Genomic DNA, 17,208 nt, shown 5'->3' on the forward strand with positions numbered 1-17,208 from the left:
TGAGCCCCCAACGGGCTCGCCTTCATCCCGGACATTCACCAAGGTGCGTGAGACGTATGATGGACTATAAGGACCCGGGCTACCTGAAGATTAAGGAGGAACTCTTCAGGCACCTCAAGGTTAGCAGTGATGCCTACAAGGATTCCTACCTCATGAGGAGAATCCGCGCGAGGATGAGGAAGCTGGGGATTACCAACTTCATGGAGTACTACCGCATGATAAAGACCAACAAAAAGGAGCTTGACGAACTGCTCCTAACGGTTGCTATAAACGTCACCGAGTTCTTCCGCGACCCAATCGTGTGGAAAACCTTCGAGAAAAAGGTCATCCCCGAGCTCGTGAAGATAAAGAAAGAACAGCGCAGTTCATCGTTGAAGATATGGAGTGCAGCCTGCTCAACCGGTCAGGAACCCTACTCGATAGCGATGACCCTCTACGAGGCCCTTGGGGAAAACCTCGGCGGTTTCAGGGTTCAGATACTCGCGACAGACATAGACAGGGAAGCGCTGGCCGTTGCAATGCGCGGGGAGTATCCGGTTGATGTCGTTGAGAAGCAGGTTCCCAGGCATATGATACCCAAGTACTTCACAAAGGTAAGCGACGAACGCTACCGCGTCTCCCCGAAGATTAAGAGGCTCGTGAAGTTCCAGCAGTTCAACCTCTTCAGTCCAAGGTATCCCACGGGCTTCGACGTCATATTCATCCGCAACGTGCTGATTTACATTAAGAGGGAGGCGCAGGAGGAGATATTTGCCAAGCTGTACGATTCGCTCGAAGACCACGGATTCCTTATTCTTGGTAAAACCGAGACGATACTCGGAAACGCGGCAAAGCTGTTCAAATTGTACGACCTCGTCGCAAGGATTTATCGCAAGAACCTGGAGGTGAAGAAGCATGGCTCGGGTTTTGGTCGTAGATGACGCCGCCTTTATGCGCATGCTCCTGAAGAAGATACTGACCCAGGGTGGCCATCAGGTAGTTGGGGAGGCAAGCAACGGAAAGGAAGCCGTCGAGAAGTACAAGGAACTCAAGCCAGACGTGGTAACGATGGACATAGTCATGCCAGAAATGGACGGAATAACCGCCGTTCGCGAGATAAAGAAGATTGACCCCAACGCCAAGATAATCATGATTACCGCCGTCGGACAGGAGAGCAAGGTCATGGAAGCCCTCAAAGCCGGCGCCTCTGGATACATCGTCAAGCCCTTCCAGGCCCCGAAGGTGCTTGAGGAAATCAACCGCGTACTGTCGAGTTAGGGTGAGTGATGATGCCCCTGAGCTCACCCAGGAAAAAGATTAGGGTACTCGTCGTTGACGACTCGGCGTTCATGCGCAAGATACTCAGGGATATAATCAACTCCGACCCCGAGCTTGAGGTCTGCTGTGAGGCCAGGGATGGAATCGAGGCCATAAACATGGTCAAGCTCCACAAGCCCGACGTGGTAACGCTCGACATCGAAATGCCACGAATGAACGGCCTCGACGCCCTCAGGGTGATAATGAAGCAGAGCCCAACGCCCGTAATCATGGTCAGTGCACTGACACAGGAAGGTGCCGAGGCGACGATAAAGGCCCTCGAGTACGGAGCGATTGACTTCATTCCAAAGCCCAGCTCTTCAATCTCCCTCAGCATGAAGGAGATGAGAGACGAGATAATCGCGAAAATCAAGGAAGCGGCGAAGGTTCCGAGAAGGTTCCTTGAGCTCAAGAGAACGAGACTGCTGAGGGCCCAGAAGAGCAAGGTAAAGAGGAAAGGCGTTCCCGCAAGGATTGCAGTTGCAATGGCGGCCTCAACCGGTGGACCGCAGTCACTCCTCAAGGTTTTCCCCAAGTTCCCCGAGCACCTCGGGGCCTCAATCCTGCTCGTCCAGCACATGCCCCCAGGCTTCACGAAGTCCTTCGCCAAGAGGCTCGACAGCGTCAGCAAGCTCAACGTGAAGGAAGCGGAAGACGGAGAACCAATAGAGGAGGACTGGGCCTACGTTGCGCCCGGTGACTACCACATGGAGGTCGAGCTGAGGCGCGGAAAGCCCGTGATAACCCTCAACAAGAAACCGAAGATACACGGCGTAAGGCCTGCCGCCGACCCGATGATGATTACCGCCGCGGAGGTCTTCGGCAGGAGGACCGTTGGAGTCGTCATGACTGGAATGGGACGCGACGGAGCTCAGGGAATCGTTGCCATCAAGAAGAAGGGCGGAATCACCATCGCGCAGGACAAGGAGACCTCGATAATCTACGGAATGCCAAAGGCGGCCGCCGAGACGGGCATGGTTGACTACATCGTGCCACTGGATAAAATCGCCGACACCGTTGTGATGGCAGTGAACAAGATAAAGCGGGGTGGTGGCGGTGGAGGACCTTTCACAGTACCTTGATGAGTTCCTCGCCGACGCGAGGGATAGGATAGACAGCCTCAGCAACGCCATACTCACGCTGGAGAAGATAGTCAAGGAAGGTGGCAGTGAGGAAGAGAAGAAGGCAATGATAGACCAGATTTTCCGTGATGCTCACACTCTCAAGGGAACGGCCGCGACGATGGGCTTCATGAAGCTCAGCAAGGTCGCCCACAAGATGGAGAACCTGTTCGACCTCGTGAGAAGCGGTAAGGTTGAACCCACTCCCGAGCTCATAGACGTCCTCCTCGAATTCCTCGACATAATCGAGGCGATGGTTGACAACATCGAAGAGACCGGAGAGGAGGGAGACTTTGACGTTGACGAGCTCTTCGAAAAGGCCCAGAAGTTCTTCGACCAAGCGGGAGCAGGGGGTGAAAAAGAGGAGAAGGGCGAAGCCGGGGGAAGAAGCGAGGAAAGCGGAGGGGGTGCCGAAGGCTCGGAGACCAGGGAATCCGAGGGGCCCCCAGCGGAGGCGGGAAACCGCTACCTCGTTAAGGTCTACTTCCAGAAGGACGCACCCCTGCGCGGGGTCAGGGCTTTTCTCATTCTCTCCGACCTTGAGGAACTTGGAGTCGTCATCGAAACAAACCCTGAGAGAAAAGTAATAGAAGACGGAAAGGCCGACGTTGACGTTCTCGAGTTCGTCATCGAGACCGATGAAGACCCCGAGAAGATTAAAACCGTCGTTTCCAGGCATCCCGAGGTTGAGAAGGTTGAGGTTCAGACGCTCGGCGGTGAGACCGTAGCGAGTGGAGAGGGCGCAAAGGTTGAGGGCGGGGAGAAGAAGTACGAAGTCATCGTTTACCTCCAGAAGGACGCACCCCTCAAGGGCGTTCGCTCCTATCTCGTTCTCCAGGACCTCCAGAAGGTAGGGCTCGTTGAGAAGACCGAGCCAAACGCGATTGACATCCAGAACGGGGAGCTTATTGATGGGTACTACTTCAAGGTCATCCTCAAGACGAACCTAAGCAAGGAAGACATAGTTAAGATAGTCACCAAGCATCCGGACGTCGAAAGCGTTGACGTTAGGGAAGTAGGGGAGGGCGCTCCAGCACAGGCTCAGCCCAAAGAGGAAAAGAAGGAGACCAAGAAAGAGACGAAGGAGGAGAAAAAGACCAAGAAGACCTCGAAGGCCCCAGTAAAAACGCCGAAGGTCAAGATTTCCAAGATAATCAAGGTCGACGTCAGCCACCTCGACAGGCTGATGAACCTCGTCGGTGAGCTCGTCATAACCAAGGGAAGGCTTGAGCAAATAGCCGAGAGACTCGGCGACAGGGAGCTTTTGGAGACCCTCTCAACGCTCTCAAGGCTTCTCACAGAGTTACAGGACGAGATAATGGAGATGCGCCTCACACCGGTCGCCGAGGTCTTCAACAAGTTCCCGAGGATGGTCCGCGAGCTCGCGAGGAAGATGGGCAAGGAAGTCGAGTTCATCATCGAAGGAGCTGACATCGAGGTTGACAGGACGATACTTGACAAGCTCGGCGACGTTCTCGTCCACCTCCTCAGGAACGCCATAGACCACGGTATTGAGCCACCGGAGGAGCGTGAGAAGCTCGGCAAGCCGAGGGCAGGAAGGCTTGAGCTCATAGCACGGCGTGAGAGGAGCCACGTCGAAATAATCGTCAGGGACGATGGAAGGGGTATAGACCCTGAGAAGATTAAGAAGAAAGCGATAGAGAAGGGTCTCATTACGCCGGAGCAGGCAGCCGAGATGAGCGACGAGGAGGCAATCAACCTAATCTTCCTGCCGGGCTTCAGCACCAAGGACCAGGTCACGGACGTTTCCGGAAGAGGAGTCGGTATGGACGTCGTCAAGGAGGTCGTCAAGAGCCTCAATGGAAGCATAGCCGTTTACAGCGAGGTCGGAAAGGGAACGACCTTCGTGCTCAAGTTGCCAGTGAGCATGGCCATCATCCAGGCGCTCCTCATCAAGGTGCAGGACGAGGTCTACGCGGTTCCGATAAACAACATCCTTGAGAGCATCGAGATAAAGCGCGAGAACCTCAAGAGCATCGGCGGAAAGGAGGTCATAGTTCTCCGTGGCGAGATTATACCGGTCATAATGCTCCACGAGCTCTTCGGCCTGCCGATGCCGGAGCTTGAGGAGTTCCCGGCCTTGGTCGTTGACCTCGGTGCCCAGAAGGTTGCCATAGGAGTTGACGAGCTACTCCACAAGAAGGACATCGTCATCAAGAGCCTTGGCAAGATGCTCTCACACATCAGTGGCTTCGCAGGAGCAACGATTCTCGGTGACGGTAGCGTCGTGCTGATTATCGAGATTAACGGTCTCCTCGGAGGTGGACGTGGTGGAATCTGAGAACTACGAGGAGTACATAAAGAACCTTGACGAGGTCGCCAAGAGTGCGTTAGTCGAGACGTTCAACATAGGTGCCTCAAGGGCAGCGGATGCGCTCAGCGAGATGACAGGTTTGACAGTAAACATCACGGTCCCGGAGATAGAGATAACGTCAATCAAAGCCGTTCCTGAGAAGGTCGGAGAAGACGTCAAGGTCGCAGTTTACATACAGCTCAGCGGGGGCTTTGACGGTCACGCGTTCTTTTTCCTTGACTTTGAGGATGCCCTCAGGATATTCGACCTCATGATGGGCCAGGAGCCGGGAACAACACGAGAATTCGACGACATGGTCGCATCGGCAGTCATGGAAATGGGGAACATCCTAATCTCGGCCTTCGCCAATGCCCTCAGCGAGTTCCTCGGGACGGAAATCAACCAGACACCGCCGGACATCGCGATTGACTTTACCCCTGCGATACTCGACTTCGCCCTCGCCGACGTGGGCCAGCACTGCGATTACACAATGCTCCTCCAGACAGAGATGAAAATCGAGGGCGTCGAGTTCAGGGAGCACTTCACGATTATTCCGCACCCGGCCTCGATGAAAAAGATTGTTGAGACCCTGCTGGGGGGATTCGTATGAGCGGACACAAGAACTGGTTTTCGGAGTGGTATCAGGACATATTTAGGGAAGCGTCGAACATAGCGATGAGCCACGCGCTCACGGCCCTCTCGAACATGATAGGCGAGATAGAGATGGAGCCCCCGTCGGTCAAGGTCCTTCCGAGGGCAAAGTTCCTCCACGAGCTCGCGAGCAAGGGCATAAAGGACAGCTTCGTCGTCATGTTCGACATAACCGAGGGGCTGAGCGGTTTGACGATACTACAGTTCCCCAAGGAGAGCGCCAAAGCGCTCGTCATGACGCTCCTCGGAATGGACCCCGGCGACGAGGGAATAGACGAGATGGGACGCTCGGCGATAATGGAGATAGGCAACATACTGATTTCCGTCTACACGGACATACTCGCAAAGCTCATCGAGGAGCCTGTGTCGCTGAGCCCGCCAAAGCCGGCCGAGAGCCTCTACGACGTTGAGAAGGAGCTATCGAGGCCCGACCTCAGGGACGTTACCGAGGTCATAATGTTCAAGACGCGCTTTTACCAGAAGGACACGGGGATAGAGAGCCTGTTCTACCTCGTGCCAACCAAAGACGCCTTTGACAAGCTCGTTGGCAAGCTTGAGGCCCAGGTGAAGGACGTCGAGCCCGAGATACCGCCGGAAGAGACCATAGAGCCCGGCGAAGAGGTAAGTGAGAGCAGGGTTGAGGAACCCACCGAAAGCGCCCAGGAGGAAGCTCAGGAAAGCCCCACAGAAGGTTCCGAGCCTACAATCAACGAGCAGACAGAGGGTTGAACCTTGCCGATGGAGATAAAGGTCGGTATCGGCGACTACGCGGTCGGCAAGAAGGAGGGCATAATCAGCACCTATGGGTTAGGTAGCTGTGTAGGCATAACCCTCTACGACCGCCTCACAAAGGTTGGTGGCCTGCTCCACGCCCTCCTGCCGGAGGCAAGCTACTACGGCAACAAGGGGAACCCAGCGAAGTACGTCGATACCGGCCTGCAGTTGCTCATCAGGGACATAAAGAAACTCGGGGGAAACCCGCGGAGGGCTGAGGCAAAGCTCTTCGGAGGGGCGCATATGTTCACCAACGTAACCAACGAGAAGCTGATGATAGGCAAGAGGAACGTCGAGGTGGCAAAGAGGGAGCTCAAGAAGTACGGCATACGGCTGGTGGCAGAGGACACAGGCGGGAAGGGCGGAAGGACGATTTACCTTGACCTTTCCACGGGTAAAGTCAAGATGAGGCGCGTTTCAAACGGAAAGGTCATCGAGAAGATTTATTAAATCAGGAACTCACGGGGGTGGTTCGATGAACTTCAAGACGAAGATGGTGGGCATCGTCGTCGTGGCGTTGCTACTCGTAACGGTGGTCGCGAGTGCAATGATGCTGTACACTGGAAACCACACCAGCGACATAATCCAGGAGAAGCTGGCCCCAGAGATTGACAGTGAAGCAAGGGCCATGACCCTCGCGAAGGCAGAGGCCCTCGCCAACCAGTTCAGCGGGTTCTTCAAGGAAGTCGAGGCCCTTGGAACCGCAACCCAGTTTATGGTAGTTAAGTCCATCCAGGAAATGCAGAACGAGGGCATCAACTTCGGAGACCCTGGCTACGCCGACAAGCTGAGGCCGATTCTCCTCGACCACTTCGAGGCGATAGCAAAGGCAGAACCACAGCTGAGTGGTGTTTATTTCGGTGACGTCAACGGCAACATGTACATCTACCCGAAGCAGGAGCTTCCCGCGGGCTACGACCCAAGGAAGAGGCCCTGGTACCAGGAGGCAGTCGAGAAGGGCGGACCTGTCTGGAGCCAGCCGTATAGGGACGCCTCCAGTGGAAAGTGGGTCATAACCTACGCGATTCCAGTCTATCTCAACGGTAAGCTCATCGGTGTCGTTGGTCTGGACGTTTTCATCGATACGCTCGCCCAAGAGATAAAGAAGGTCAAGATTGGTGAGACCGGTTATGCATACGTTGTCAACCAGCAGGGTCTCGTCATAATGCACCCCGACCCCAACATCGAGATGAAGCTCAACGTCTTCAACGTCTCAACCCTCAAGCCCGTCGCCGACATCATCAAGAGCGGTGTCGATGAGGCCACAACTATATACACCTGGGAAGGAGTCCGCGCAGTTGCAGCTGGAGTTAAGATTCCAGAAACAGGCTGGTACGTCTTCGCAAAGGTTCCGGTTGATGAGATAAGCGCGGGAATAATCAAGGCAGTCAACGATACAAGAAAAGCCACAGAATCATCCACCATACTCCTCACGGTAATCATCCTCGGCATGTCCGCCGTCCTGGCAGGAATCTCCTACAAGCTCGTGTCCAACTCCCTCAAACCGCTCGAGAAGCTCAGTGAAGTCGCGAGAGACCTCGCGGAGGGCAGGCTGAGTGAGGTCAGCAGGAAGCTCAGGGACATACGGTACCTCGAAGACGACGAGATTGGTGCTCTCATCAAGGCCTTCGAGTCAGTAGGAAAGGACCTCGTGGGAACGCTAACGGTGATAGGCGAGAAGCTGGAGCGTCTGGCCGAGGGCGACCTCAGCAACGGCCTGACAGCGGAAGCCAAGGGTGAACTCAGGGAAATCCTTGAAGACCTCCGCAACACCACTCACAAGCTCAAGGGCCTCATCGGCGACATAGTTGAGGTCACCGACAAGCTCGAGAAGAGGGCAAACATCCTCGCCCAAATAGCAAGCGACGTTACGGAGGCAATCAACCAGGTTAACGAGGCGGTTCAGCAGGTGAGCATCGAGGCGCAGAGACAGCAGGAGAGCATCAACGAGATTACCGAGGGAATGCGCTTCGTTGCAGAAACCAGCGCCGAAAGCGTCAGGGCAATGGAAGACTTTGAGGGAGCCGTTAGGGAGGTCGTTAACATCGCCACGGAGGGCAGGGAGAAGAGCGAAATCTCGGCCCAGCAGATAGAGAGCATACAGGAGACCATGAGCAAGATTGAGCACGCCGTTACAAAGGTCGCGGAGATGAGCAGGAGTATTGAGGAGATTACGGATGTGATTACGAACATTGCTGAGCAGACTAACTTACTTGCCCTCAACGCGGCTATTGAGGCGGCAAGGGCTGGAGAGGCAGGCAGGGGCTTTGCGGTAGTTGCCCAGGAGATTAGGAAGCTTGCTGAAGAGAGCAAGCAGGCCGCTGACAACATCAAGAACATCATCGACCAGATAACCACCGAAATCAAGGACGCAGTGGAGAGCACCGAGAAGGGTGTCCAAGTCGTTGGAGAGAGTGCCGAGACCCTCAGGGAGACCATAACCTACCTCGCGAACATCGCGGACCTCCTCCAGGAGGCAAGTAGCCACATGGGTGAGGTTAAGGAGCAGATTATCCGCACTCAGGAGGAGGTTGATAAGGCGTTGCGTGCTTTGGAGAATTTGGCTGCGAGTGCTGAGGAAACGACCGCCAGTGCGGAGGAGGTTAGTTCTGCCGTGGAAGAGCAGACTGCGGCAACGGAAGAACTCGAAAGGGCAGCCTCGGAGCTCAAGGAAATCGTGGAGAGGCTCAGGGACATCATCAGCAAATTCAAGCTGTGACTTTCGTTATTTCCTTTTCCACTTTATGGGGGTGAGAAAGTGGACTGGGTAATGATTGCAGTCATCGCGGTCGTGGTGTTGCTCGGCATGGTGGTTACAGCGTACATCATCACCAACGCCATTAGCAACCAGATGGGCGAACTCTACGCGGCGTTGCTTGAGAGAGAACTGAAGAGCGAGAGCCCGTCCCCCAAGAGAACCGAGCCCAAGACCGCCCCCAGGGAAGAGAAGAAGCAGATGAGTGTCTCGGGGGTTAACGAGGACGAACTCATCAAGAAGCTCCGCCAAGTAATCGACGAGAAGGTCCAGCGCGTCCTCGACGAGGCCAGGCACAAGAAGGAGAGGCTCCTTATGCTCCTTGACGTCGCGAGGGGCTACACCCTTGGCTACATAAGCGAGGACGAGTACAACGCGTTCCTCATGAAGGTCCTCGCCGAGCTCGACGAGTTCAAGAAGCTCTGGCTTGCGCGCTTCCCGAGCCAGAAGGACAAGGAGAAGCTCAACCAGGTGATAGCGTACGTCGCGAGGACCAAGCTCCCGATTACCGTCAAGAGCAAGGATGGCAAGAACGTCATAACGCTCCCGCCCGAGGAAGCACTTATAAGGATGACAAGTAGCATCAACAGTGCCGTGAGCATACTCGACGAGATGATATCCTCGCGCGGTGGAAACCCGGCCGTAACGCCCCTTGAGGTAAAGCTCTCGCAGGAATGCGAGAAGCTCCGCGCGAAGGTTGAAAAGCTTGAGAGGCAACTGGAGGAGTGCCAGGCCCTCACCTGAGGGCGGAAGGGATGAGCCATGGCGGTAACGGAAACCAGAGTCAAAGTAGCCATCATATCGTCCTGGAAGGGCTCGGGCCGTGTGAACTGGCGCGATGCCCTCGGGGTTATTCAACACGACAGGCTTATTCTAAAGTATCTTCGCATGGGCGAGGTCGTCGGCGAGGACAACTTTCCGTTCTCAACGCTCAGCGATTTGGCCGTTAACGTTCCCGACAACTACAAGCTCAACCCTGAGAAGGAGCACTTCGGATTGAAGTTTTACGTTCCCGGAAGGGGCGACCTCACGCTCATCCTGACGATTGGAGACAACCTCCTCATATACGATGAGAAGAAGTTCAAGGAGTTCGTCCACACGATTTTTGAAACCCTGATAAACGGAAAGGCCGTTAGGATACAGCTCGCCAGGATAAAGGGCGGAGCGATAAACATGGAGTCCAAGTGGCAGGACGGTTCGCTGAGGATAGTCTCAGTAAAGTCCGCCAAGAAGGGGAGAACTGAGAGAAACATCGTGGTTCTCGACCCCGACATGAGGCCCATCCCGATATTCTCGGACGTTGAGGATATGGACGTCGAGGAAGTAGACATGGACGGCAAGAAAGTTCAGGCGTGGAAGATAAAGCACTTCTACATCAGCGAGACGGTAACGTCATACCTCTACATCCCTGAGAAGAAGACGAGGCTCTTCATCCTGCGCTACCTGCTCAAGTACATACCAGGCTACTTTGAGTTCATCATGAAGGTCTCGAAGGAGTTCCCGACGCTCCAGGCGGAGTTCAAGGAGGTCATGGAGAAAGAACTCAAAGAGCTTGAGAGCCTCGACGAGACGGAGAAGCAGATACTCATGGCGCTCTACTCCGGCCTCAACCCGCTCGAGATACACCAGTTCCTCGGCCTCAGCGAGAGGGAAATCGAGGAAATCTACGACAGGATGATAGACAAGGGGCTCCTCAAGATAGTCATGATAAGGAAGGTCGTCGACCTCACAAGGGAAGGAAGAAAAATAGTAAACAAACTCATCGAATACGGCCTCGTCTCTATGTGAACCTTCTTAAGAGCAGGGCAAAGACAGCGAGGAGAACTATGAACCCAGGCCCGCATATGGAACTCTTCTGGCTTCCTTTCATTGCATCCACGTCGACCACGTAGAACGTTGAGCTCGCAGTTCCGATTACCGCCTCGTTGCCCTTCACGGCTATGCTCCTCACGTAGCCCGTATTCGGAAGCTCACCGAGGACCTTCCCGTCCTTCGGACTTATGGCGTAGAGGTTTCCAACGCTGTAAACGTACGTTGTCCCGTTCTCGGTCTTGCTCTGGAACTTACCCGTTCCGGCCAGGAGAATGCCGTCGGTATAGGCAAGCGCCTTAACGCGGTAGGGGAACTTCCGCTCCCAGAGGGTCTTTCCTGAGGGCAGTTCGATGGCTATCAGAGTTCCGTTCTTGCCATCGTAGCCACCGATGTAGGCCGTGTCGTTGAGAACCAGAATGTCCTCGGTGTAAAAGAGGCTCTCATTGAAGAGTACTTTCCCGGCAGGAGAAACCAAGTAGAGGCGCCCCTTGGAGTTGTTCCAGCCAGTTCCGAGGAGTGCATCGCCCTTCCAGGTCTCAAGGTCCCTGACCCAGTGGCCAAAGCTCACGTTCCAGAGAAGCCTTCCATCGGGGGATATCCCGTAGAGGGAACCGAACTGAAAGCTCCCCACGTATCCCGACGGGAAGCCCGAGCTCGCGTATATGACGCCATTCCCAACCCGAACACGGGTAATCATGTCGTTGAAGGTTACGTTCCATAGGCCCGTAAAGTTCTCACCGAGCCTCACGGCGTAAACATGGCCAAGGTAGTAGGGGGTGTTGTTGGAGTAGTAGAAGTCTCCATCGGCAATGTAAACGGTATTGCCCGAGACAACGAAGTCGTAGAGCTTGTTCCTAACGTCGTAGAGAGACACGATGTGTCCCTTGGTATCAACCTTCAGGAGGGCGCCGAAGCTACCTGCAAGAACGCCGTCATCGATTGGGTATAGCTTGACCGTGTATCCCGAGTTATTCTGCCACAGCTTTGTACCGTTCGTTGAGAAGGCCGAGAGCGTGCCGAGGTAGTAGACCTCGACGAGACCGGTTGACTTCATGACCTGCTTGTAGGAACAGGCCACGTATACCGTGTCGTTGGTCATCGCAACGGCCTCTATGCTCTTCTGATACTTCACGTTATCACAGACCGTCCCCTTCCACAGCACTGGACTCTGGGACGCTGAAACGCTTCCGAGCAGAAGAAACGCCAGCAAAGCCACCAAAATCACTGGAACGCTTCGCTTCATGGCCAATCCCCCAAAAGGAGTGGTGAAAAGCTTATATAAACCTTTGCAGTATCCCCTATGGTGGAAGCAATGGACGAGGAGTTCGACCTTAGGGAGGCACTGGCAACGGGGGAGGGCCTTCAGGAGGTCATAGCGCGAGCAACCGTCAACAAGGAGTTTCTCAAGGAGGTCATTGAACTCCTCGATGACGACCTTTGGACCGTTCAAAAGAACGCCCTCCGAGTCGTCGTCGAAGTTCTGAGGGACATGCCTGAACTCCACGACTCGCTGATAACCAAGCTCATGGTCATGCTAAGGAAGAGTGAGGCGATACCCCTGACCCAGGAGATAGCCCGGGCCTTCGGTGTCCTCGCGGAGGTTGCTCCCGAGAAGGTTGCAAGAATAGTGCCCGTTATCTTCGCCAACTACCGCGTTGGAGACCCGAAGATAAAGGTGAACGCAACCTACGTCCTTGAGGAGATAATGCGCGTCAGGCCCAGCCTGCTCGGCAACGTCTTCCGCGACATAGGCTTCATGCTGACCTCAAAGGAAGCATCAGACAAGCTCGCGGCGCTCAACTTCATACTCGCGCTGAGCGAGAACGGGATGAGGTACGTCACGCCTTTCCTGCCCAAGCTCTTCGCGCTCCTCCACGACAAGAACGAGCTCGTGCGCGCGAGTGCCGTTGAAACACTCGTTGCACTTGGGGAAACAAACGAAAAGCTAAGGAAGGTCGTGATGTCAAAGCTCGAAGAGATAAAGAACGACAGAAGCGAACTCGTACAGAAGAAGCTCAAGGAGGGGCTTTCAAAGCTCATTATCCTCGACAGGTGATTCGCTGGCCTCGTTCAACCTCTCCTGGAGAAGGGTCTTGAGCGCCTCCTTAAGTTTCTCGTTCTCCCGCCTGAGGCGTTCGTTCTCCTCCTTCAGCGACTCGGCCTCGGCCAGGAGGGACTTTATCTCGTTGAGAGTCTTCTCGAACTTTGACTTGGGTATGAACTCGCTTTTTATGACCTCAATCGCCGAAAGGGCGTCCTTTGCACCGGTCAGGGATACAAGCTCCTTCTCAATTACCCGAATCTCCTTAAGCCTCTCCTCATACTTGCCAATCTTCTCGCTCAGGGCATCAACGCGCTTGGCCATCTCCTGGAACATTGCGAGCCTCTTCTTCAGCTCCTCCAGCTCGCGCTCCTTCTCAACGAGCTTCTTCCTCAGCTTCTCGTTTTCACTGGCGAGCGATTTGAGCCGAAGGTTCTCCTCGACGAGTTTCTCGTAGTGGTCCTGGAGCTCCCTGAGTGCCTTGGCGAGGTCAACGCTTATGCCGAGCACCTCACGCTTGAGTTCCTCCCTGAGCTCTTCAACCCGTTCCTCAACGAGCTTCCTGAGGTGCTCATCGGCCTTCTTTCCGTAGGTTTCCTCAACGCGCCTGAACAGCTCTGCGGGGAGGCGGTCGAGTTTCTCCTCGAGCTCGTTCATCCTTGGGACTATCGCCTCAACACCCTCAAGGAAAAGCGTCCTCTGCTCCAGCTCTGAAATCCGGGCCTCAAGCTCCTTGAGCCGTTTGTCAACGGAGTAGCTGAGTTCCCTGTGAGAAGTACCAAGCTCCTCAAGCTTACGGCTGATGTTCTCTATTCTCTCACTCAGAAAGGAGCGTTCGATGCGGAGTTCTCGAATGACGGCGGCAATGGCCTCGAGCGCAAGGAGTGAGTAGTCACCAAGAGTTTCAGACTCAGGAATAGCCGACTTGACCTCGTCCCAGTTCCTCAAGGTCTTGAACTCCTCAATAACCTCTGAGTGCCTGTCACGTATGTAGTCCCAGGTCAACCTGCCCCTCGCTGACTTCTTGAGCATAACTACCGACCGTAAAAAAGTAGTCCCCGATTCTTAAATAGCTTTTGTGTAGGTGGTTACGAGAGAAGGTTAGTGGCCGGCGGCGTTCCCGGTTTCCCGCCCCCTCCCGGAGGGCAGTACACCCGGGAACGCAGGCGGGCTTAACTTCCGGGGTCGAAACGAGACCGGGTGTAACCCCGCCGCTATGGCCGCCGTGCCGATAACACCTTCAGAGATGACTTTATAAACTTTGCGGTTCTTCAGGCTTTGATGGAAGAGCTACTCGCGTTAATCAGGAAGGAGCGAAAGGAGCCCCTAACACCAGAGACCCGGGTTAGGGATTTCCTTCGCGAAATCCAAAGGAGGAACGGGGAGGAAGTTGAGGTTGAGGGCTTTCTGCTCCTCAGGCAACCGCCGAACGCACCAAGGGACGCGGTTTACTACCTCCTAACTCCACTCTCGCCGGAAGAGCTGAAGAAGAGCAGGCTCAGAGCATACCTCGTTCTGAGGATAGACGAGGCGAGCGCGATTGGGAAAAGCGTTTACTCGGGCGCCTACGTGAGGGTCAGGGGAATACTCGACGCCTACCCCTACGGAAACCTCAAGCTTCTCCGCGTCATCGAGCTGAAGGAGGTCCCCTACGAGAACCACTGGCTCAACTATCCCAACTACGCGCTGAGCCGGGGCGAACTTGAGGAGCTCATTTCAAGCACGGTCTACGCGAACTACGAGACGGAGAGGGCGATAATATACTCCCTCTTGAGCGCGCCGACCGTCGTAGGGGCAGAAAACTGGGGGGAGGGTGTTACATTCTCGGCCTTCAAGGGGGAGCGCGAGCGCTCGGTTCTCTCACTCTGGGAAGCGTTGAAATACCTCCACTCGCTCCTTCCGGAGGAGCTGAAGCTTAGGCGGGACAGATGGACGGAGTTCGACGACGATTTCTTGGGCCTCGACTTCAGGTTCGCGAGGCCGAGGGCGAAGTTGGCCTACTACGTCCCCCACACGAGGACCATGCTGAAGAGGCCCAGACCGGTGCCCAAGTGGGCGGAGGAGCACTTCCGGGAAAAGAGCGCAGGCTTTCTCAGCCCGAGGCTCGTGATGAAGCCCGAAGACGAGACCGCAACTCTCGGGGAGGCCCCGCTCGTAATAACCGAGGACGTTGCCTACGAGCGAAACCGCGAGCTTGAGGAGCTTATTCCTAACGTCGTCGCCACAATCATGGTCGCCAGAAGGCGCGTTGGAGTTTTAAACCTCGGTGAGATGGAGGACTACCGCTACCGCTTTGAGGCGTTCCTGATGAGAAACCGAAACGAGTACGGGGAGCTCTTCGATGCCCTGACGCTCTCGGGCAAGGTCTTTAACGTCGGGCTTAGGTACAGGCTCGGGGCGAGGCTTCTCGGTGCGATGGGACGCTTTGAAGGAAAACTCGGAAGGGGTCTCATAAGCGACCTGCTCGGTCTGTACCAGGAGATAACCGACACGTGGATAAACGAACTTCCAGACAGGGAAAAGCTGAGGCTCCTGAAGGAATACGAGCGCTACATAGGGAACTCCCGGGTGGCGGAGATTGGCGTTAGAATCTTTGAAGACCTCGAGGCGACATCCATTGACGGAACGGTCACGAGGGAGGAGTTCTTAAAGGCCCTCATCGAGGCCGGTTTTAGGAGGGAGCACGCGGGGGAGACCCTTGAAAAGTTGCTCCGCGAGGGTTACCTCTACGAACCGTTTCCCGGAAAGCTGAAGCTGGTGAGGTGGTAGCGTGGGAAAGAAGTTCCTGAGGAAGAAGGAGCAGAGGGAGAAGAAACGGATAGCGAGGGAGCGCGTTGAGACGCTCTTCACCCTCGCGGAAAGGGTTTTTCCGTACAGCCCGGAGTTGGCGAACAGATACGTTGAGATAGCCCTTGCCGTCCAGCAGAAGGCCAAGATAAGACTCCCGAGGACGTGGAAGCGTCGCTACTGCAAGCGCTGTCACTCCTTCCTCGTCCCGGGAAAGAACGCGCGCGTGAGGCTGAGGAGCAAACCCTATCCCCACGTCGTCATAAAGTGCCTCAACTGCGGACACATAATGCGCTACCCGTATCTGCGGGAGAAAAAAGCGAGGAGAAAAGGGGAGGAAACCTAATCAGTGCCTTCCGCTCTTCTCGGGCTTTGAACCCATTCCCGGGTTCATCTTAACGGTTTCCCTGTTCGTCATGTAGAGCTCGTGGAGGGCCTTCTTGGCATCCTTGAGGAGCACCCTGGCAACGCTGTAGTTCCCCGCGTCAATTGCCTCCTTGACCTTGTCAAGGATTGTCTGAACGGAGCTGACGTTAACTCCTGCCTTCTCAAGGACCTCAAGCTGGGCCTCAATCTTCTCAAGCTCCATCTCAAGGGCGAGCTTTCCGTTCTTTTCCATGGCCCTGTGGAGCTCCTTGTTAGCCTCCTTGAGGGCGAACTCGGTCTTCACCTGAAGCTTGAGGGCAAGCCCGTAAGCCTCGGTGACGTTTCCGGCCTGAAGGCTTGCGTTAGCCTGCTCCATGAGCTGGAGCATCTCCCTGACCTGTTCCCTAAGCTGGGTTGAGTTCGTGGTGTTTGCTATCTGTTCAATGGCCATGAGCCTCTCGCGGACCTGCTCCATAATCATCTTAACCTGCTCGGCCGTAACGTTGGCCTGGACCTGCTTGGCGGTGCAGTTGCAGGCCTTGAGCTCCCTGGAGACCTTTTCCATGACCTTCTCAGAGGCCTTGCTCTGGACCATTACCATCTCCCTGACCTGGAACCTCTCCATGAGCTTGGTGACGTTGGTCGACTGGTTGACGTATATTATCATCGCGCGGTTCTGGACAGCGAGCCTGAGGGCGGTCTGGACTGCAAGGCTGTCGTTGCCGGCAACAACGACGCTGGCGTTGAACTTGATTCCAAAGAGCTTGCTGGCGTTGCCCATAACTGCGAGGTCAGTCTCATACCTGTTGGCTCCCCACCAGCGGTAAACGGTTATGTTGTACTCCTCAAGGTCGGTAACGTACTCGCTCACAACCGCATCGGGACCACCTATTATTATAACCTGGTCCGGGGCGTAGCTCAGTATCTCCGCCGTAACGTTCGGGTCGTAGGTGCCCCAGGTGGTCGTCACGACGACCGCACCGGTCAGGTTGGCGAGGTACTGAGCTATCGCGTTGTCCGCGGCGTTGTCACTGACGAGGATTACTGTAACCGTCGCTTCCCCTGCGTATGCACTTCCCGCTCCAAATGCCATTCCAATCATAAGCAGTCCGAACAGGACTGCCACCAACTTCTTACCCATCATGGCTCATCACCATTATCAACTATGAAAAAGCCCTATTTAAGCTTTTTTCACGAAATTAAGGTCAGATAGACGGTTTCTAAAAAATCCAGGGCATTTCGTTCGTTCTCATACTTCCCACAACGAACCAGAAAGAACCTCATCGTTCCA

16 protein-coding genes and 1 rRNA gene are annotated in these 17,208 nt (G+C 55.1%); 13 read left to right on the forward strand and 4 right to left on the reverse strand.

What is annotated here, in order from left to right; genetic code table 11:
* The first annotated feature begins 59 nt into the window (after positions 1-59).
* Genes E3E28_RS01700 through E3E28_RS01745 form a run of 10 tightly spaced genes read left to right on the forward strand, consistent with a single transcriptional unit; the run spans position 60 to position 10,699 of the window.
* Complete coding sequence (locus E3E28_RS01700; protein ID WP_167913794.1) at positions 60-920, forward strand: protein-glutamate O-methyltransferase CheR; 861 nt, start codon at positions 60-62, stop codon at positions 918-920.
* Positions 895-1,257: a response regulator gene (locus E3E28_RS01705; RefSeq protein ID WP_167913795.1), complete on the forward strand. Its 363-nt coding sequence runs from the start codon at positions 895-897 to the stop codon at positions 1,255-1,257. Before E3E28_RS01700 ends, E3E28_RS01705 begins: the two co-directional genes overlap by 26 nt.
* Positions 1,258-1,268: 11 nt before the next feature.
* A complete protein-coding gene (locus E3E28_RS01710) occupies positions 1,269-2,378 on the forward strand; it encodes a chemotaxis response regulator protein-glutamate methylesterase (protein WP_167913796.1) in 1,110 nt (369 codons plus the stop codon).
* Positions 2,353-4,719, forward strand: coding sequence for a chemotaxis protein CheW (locus E3E28_RS01715; RefSeq protein ID WP_167913797.1), 2,367 nt, complete (start codon positions 2,353-2,355; stop codon positions 4,717-4,719). The genes E3E28_RS01710 and E3E28_RS01715 overlap by 26 nt, the downstream gene beginning before the upstream one ends.
* Positions 4,709-5,341, forward strand: a complete 633-nt coding sequence (locus E3E28_RS01720) for a chemotaxis protein CheC (protein WP_167913798.1) — start codon at positions 4,709-4,711, stop codon at positions 5,339-5,341. The genes E3E28_RS01715 and E3E28_RS01720 overlap by 11 nt, the downstream gene beginning before the upstream one ends.
* Complete coding sequence (locus tag E3E28_RS01725; protein ID WP_167913799.1) at positions 5,338-6,111, forward strand: chemotaxis protein CheC; 774 nt, start codon at positions 5,338-5,340, stop codon at positions 6,109-6,111. Before E3E28_RS01720 ends, E3E28_RS01725 begins: the two co-directional genes overlap by 4 nt.
* 9 nt (positions 6,112-6,120) lie before the next feature.
* Positions 6,121-6,606, forward strand: coding sequence for a chemotaxis protein CheD (locus tag E3E28_RS01730; protein WP_167915094.1), 486 nt, complete (start codon positions 6,121-6,123; stop codon positions 6,604-6,606).
* A 25-nt stretch (positions 6,607-6,631) separates the two neighbouring features.
* On the forward strand, positions 6,632-8,875 hold the full coding sequence (locus tag E3E28_RS01735) for a methyl-accepting chemotaxis protein (protein ID WP_167913800.1): 2,244 nt from the start codon (positions 6,632-6,634) through the stop codon (positions 8,873-8,875).
* 39 nt (positions 8,876-8,914) lie between these two features.
* Complete coding sequence (locus E3E28_RS01740; protein ID WP_167913801.1) at positions 8,915-9,655, forward strand: hypothetical protein; 741 nt, start codon at positions 8,915-8,917, stop codon at positions 9,653-9,655.
* An 18-nt stretch (positions 9,656-9,673) separates the two neighbouring features.
* Positions 9,674-10,699 (forward strand): CheF family chemotaxis protein, encoded by a 1,026-nt coding sequence (locus E3E28_RS01745; protein ID WP_167913802.1) that lies wholly within the window; start codon positions 9,674-9,676, stop codon positions 10,697-10,699.
* Here E3E28_RS01745 and E3E28_RS01750 read toward each other — a convergent pair.
* Complete coding sequence (locus tag E3E28_RS01750; protein WP_167915095.1) at positions 10,692-11,966, reverse strand: PQQ-binding-like beta-propeller repeat protein; 1,275 nt, start codon at positions 11,964-11,966, stop codon at positions 10,692-10,694. The two genes, E3E28_RS01745 and E3E28_RS01750, sit on opposite strands and share 8 nt — an antisense overlap.
* A 69-nt stretch (positions 11,967-12,035) precedes the next feature.
* Between E3E28_RS01750 and E3E28_RS01755 the strand changes: the two genes are divergently transcribed.
* Complete coding sequence (locus tag E3E28_RS01755; RefSeq protein WP_167915096.1) at positions 12,036-12,779, forward strand: PH0542 domain-containing protein; 744 nt, start codon at positions 12,036-12,038, stop codon at positions 12,777-12,779.
* On the opposite strand, the gene E3E28_RS01760 is transcribed toward E3E28_RS01755, so the two are convergent.
* Together E3E28_RS01760 and rrf are read right to left on the reverse strand one after the other, a co-directional pair.
* Positions 12,753-13,796 (reverse strand): hypothetical protein, encoded by a 1,044-nt coding sequence (locus E3E28_RS01760; RefSeq protein WP_167913803.1) that lies wholly within the window; start codon positions 13,794-13,796, stop codon positions 12,753-12,755. The two genes, E3E28_RS01755 and E3E28_RS01760, sit on opposite strands and share 27 nt — an antisense overlap.
* A 74-nt stretch (positions 13,797-13,870) precedes the next feature.
* A 5S ribosomal RNA gene (gene rrf / locus E3E28_RS01765) occupies positions 13,871-13,992 on the reverse strand.
* A gap of 53 nt (positions 13,993-14,045) precedes the next feature.
* Between rrf and E3E28_RS01770 the strand changes: the two genes are divergently transcribed.
* Together E3E28_RS01770 and E3E28_RS01775 are read left to right on the forward strand one after the other, a co-directional pair.
* Positions 14,046-15,533 (forward strand): hypothetical protein, encoded by a 1,488-nt coding sequence (locus tag E3E28_RS01770; RefSeq protein ID WP_167913804.1) that lies wholly within the window; start codon positions 14,046-14,048, stop codon positions 15,531-15,533.
* A 1-nt stretch (position 15,534) separates the two neighbouring features.
* Positions 15,535-15,897, forward strand: a complete 363-nt coding sequence (locus E3E28_RS01775) for a ribonuclease P protein component 4 (RefSeq protein WP_167913805.1) — start codon at positions 15,535-15,537, stop codon at positions 15,895-15,897.
* On the opposite strand, the gene E3E28_RS01780 is transcribed toward E3E28_RS01775, so the two are convergent.
* Positions 15,898-17,061 carry a cell wall-binding repeat 2 family protein gene (locus tag E3E28_RS01780; RefSeq protein ID WP_167913806.1) on the reverse strand — a complete coding sequence of 388 codons (1,164 nt, stop codon included), beginning with the start codon at positions 17,059-17,061 and terminating at the stop codon, positions 15,898-15,900.
* Positions 17,062-17,208 lie beyond the last annotated feature (147 nt).

The organism is Thermococcus sp. 21S9 (assembly GCF_012027635.1).
Lineage (GTDB): Archaea > Methanobacteriota_B > Thermococci > Thermococcales > Thermococcaceae > Thermococcus.

Excerpts from the sequence above, each read along its gene's own strand:
- E3E28_RS01700 (WP_167913794.1), top strand. The coding sequence starts at position 60 with ATGGACTATAAGGACCCGGGCTACCTGAAGATTAAGGAGGAACTCTTC.
- E3E28_RS01705 (WP_167913795.1), top strand. The coding sequence starts at position 895 with ATGGCTCGGGTTTTGGTCGTAGATGACGCCGCCTTTATGCGCATGCTC.
- E3E28_RS01710 (WP_167913796.1), top strand. The coding sequence starts at position 1,269 with ATGCCCCTGAGCTCACCCAGGAAAAAGATTAGGGTACTCGTCGTTGAC.
- E3E28_RS01725 (WP_167913799.1), top strand. The coding sequence starts at position 5,338 with ATGAGCGGACACAAGAACTGGTTTTCGGAGTGGTATCAGGACATATTT.
- E3E28_RS01730 (WP_167915094.1), top strand. The coding sequence starts at position 6,121 with ATGGAGATAAAGGTCGGTATCGGCGACTACGCGGTCGGCAAGAAGGAG.
- E3E28_RS01735 (WP_167913800.1), top strand. The coding sequence starts at position 6,632 with ATGAACTTCAAGACGAAGATGGTGGGCATCGTCGTCGTGGCGTTGCTA.
- E3E28_RS01745 (WP_167913802.1), top strand. The coding sequence starts at position 9,674 with ATGGCGGTAACGGAAACCAGAGTCAAAGTAGCCATCATATCGTCCTGG.
- E3E28_RS01750 (WP_167915095.1), bottom strand. The coding sequence starts at position 11,966 with ATGAAGCGAAGCGTTCCAGTGATTTTGGTGGCTTTGCTGGCGTTTCTT.
- E3E28_RS01755 (WP_167915096.1), top strand. The coding sequence starts at position 12,036 with ATGGACGAGGAGTTCGACCTTAGGGAGGCACTGGCAACGGGGGAGGGC.
- E3E28_RS01760 (WP_167913803.1), bottom strand. The coding sequence starts at position 13,796 with ATGCTCAAGAAGTCAGCGAGGGGCAGGTTGACCTGGGACTACATACGT.
- E3E28_RS01770 (WP_167913804.1), top strand. The coding sequence starts at position 14,046 with ATGGAAGAGCTACTCGCGTTAATCAGGAAGGAGCGAAAGGAGCCCCTA.
- E3E28_RS01780 (WP_167913806.1), bottom strand. The coding sequence starts at position 17,061 with ATGATGGGTAAGAAGTTGGTGGCAGTCCTGTTCGGACTGCTTATGATT.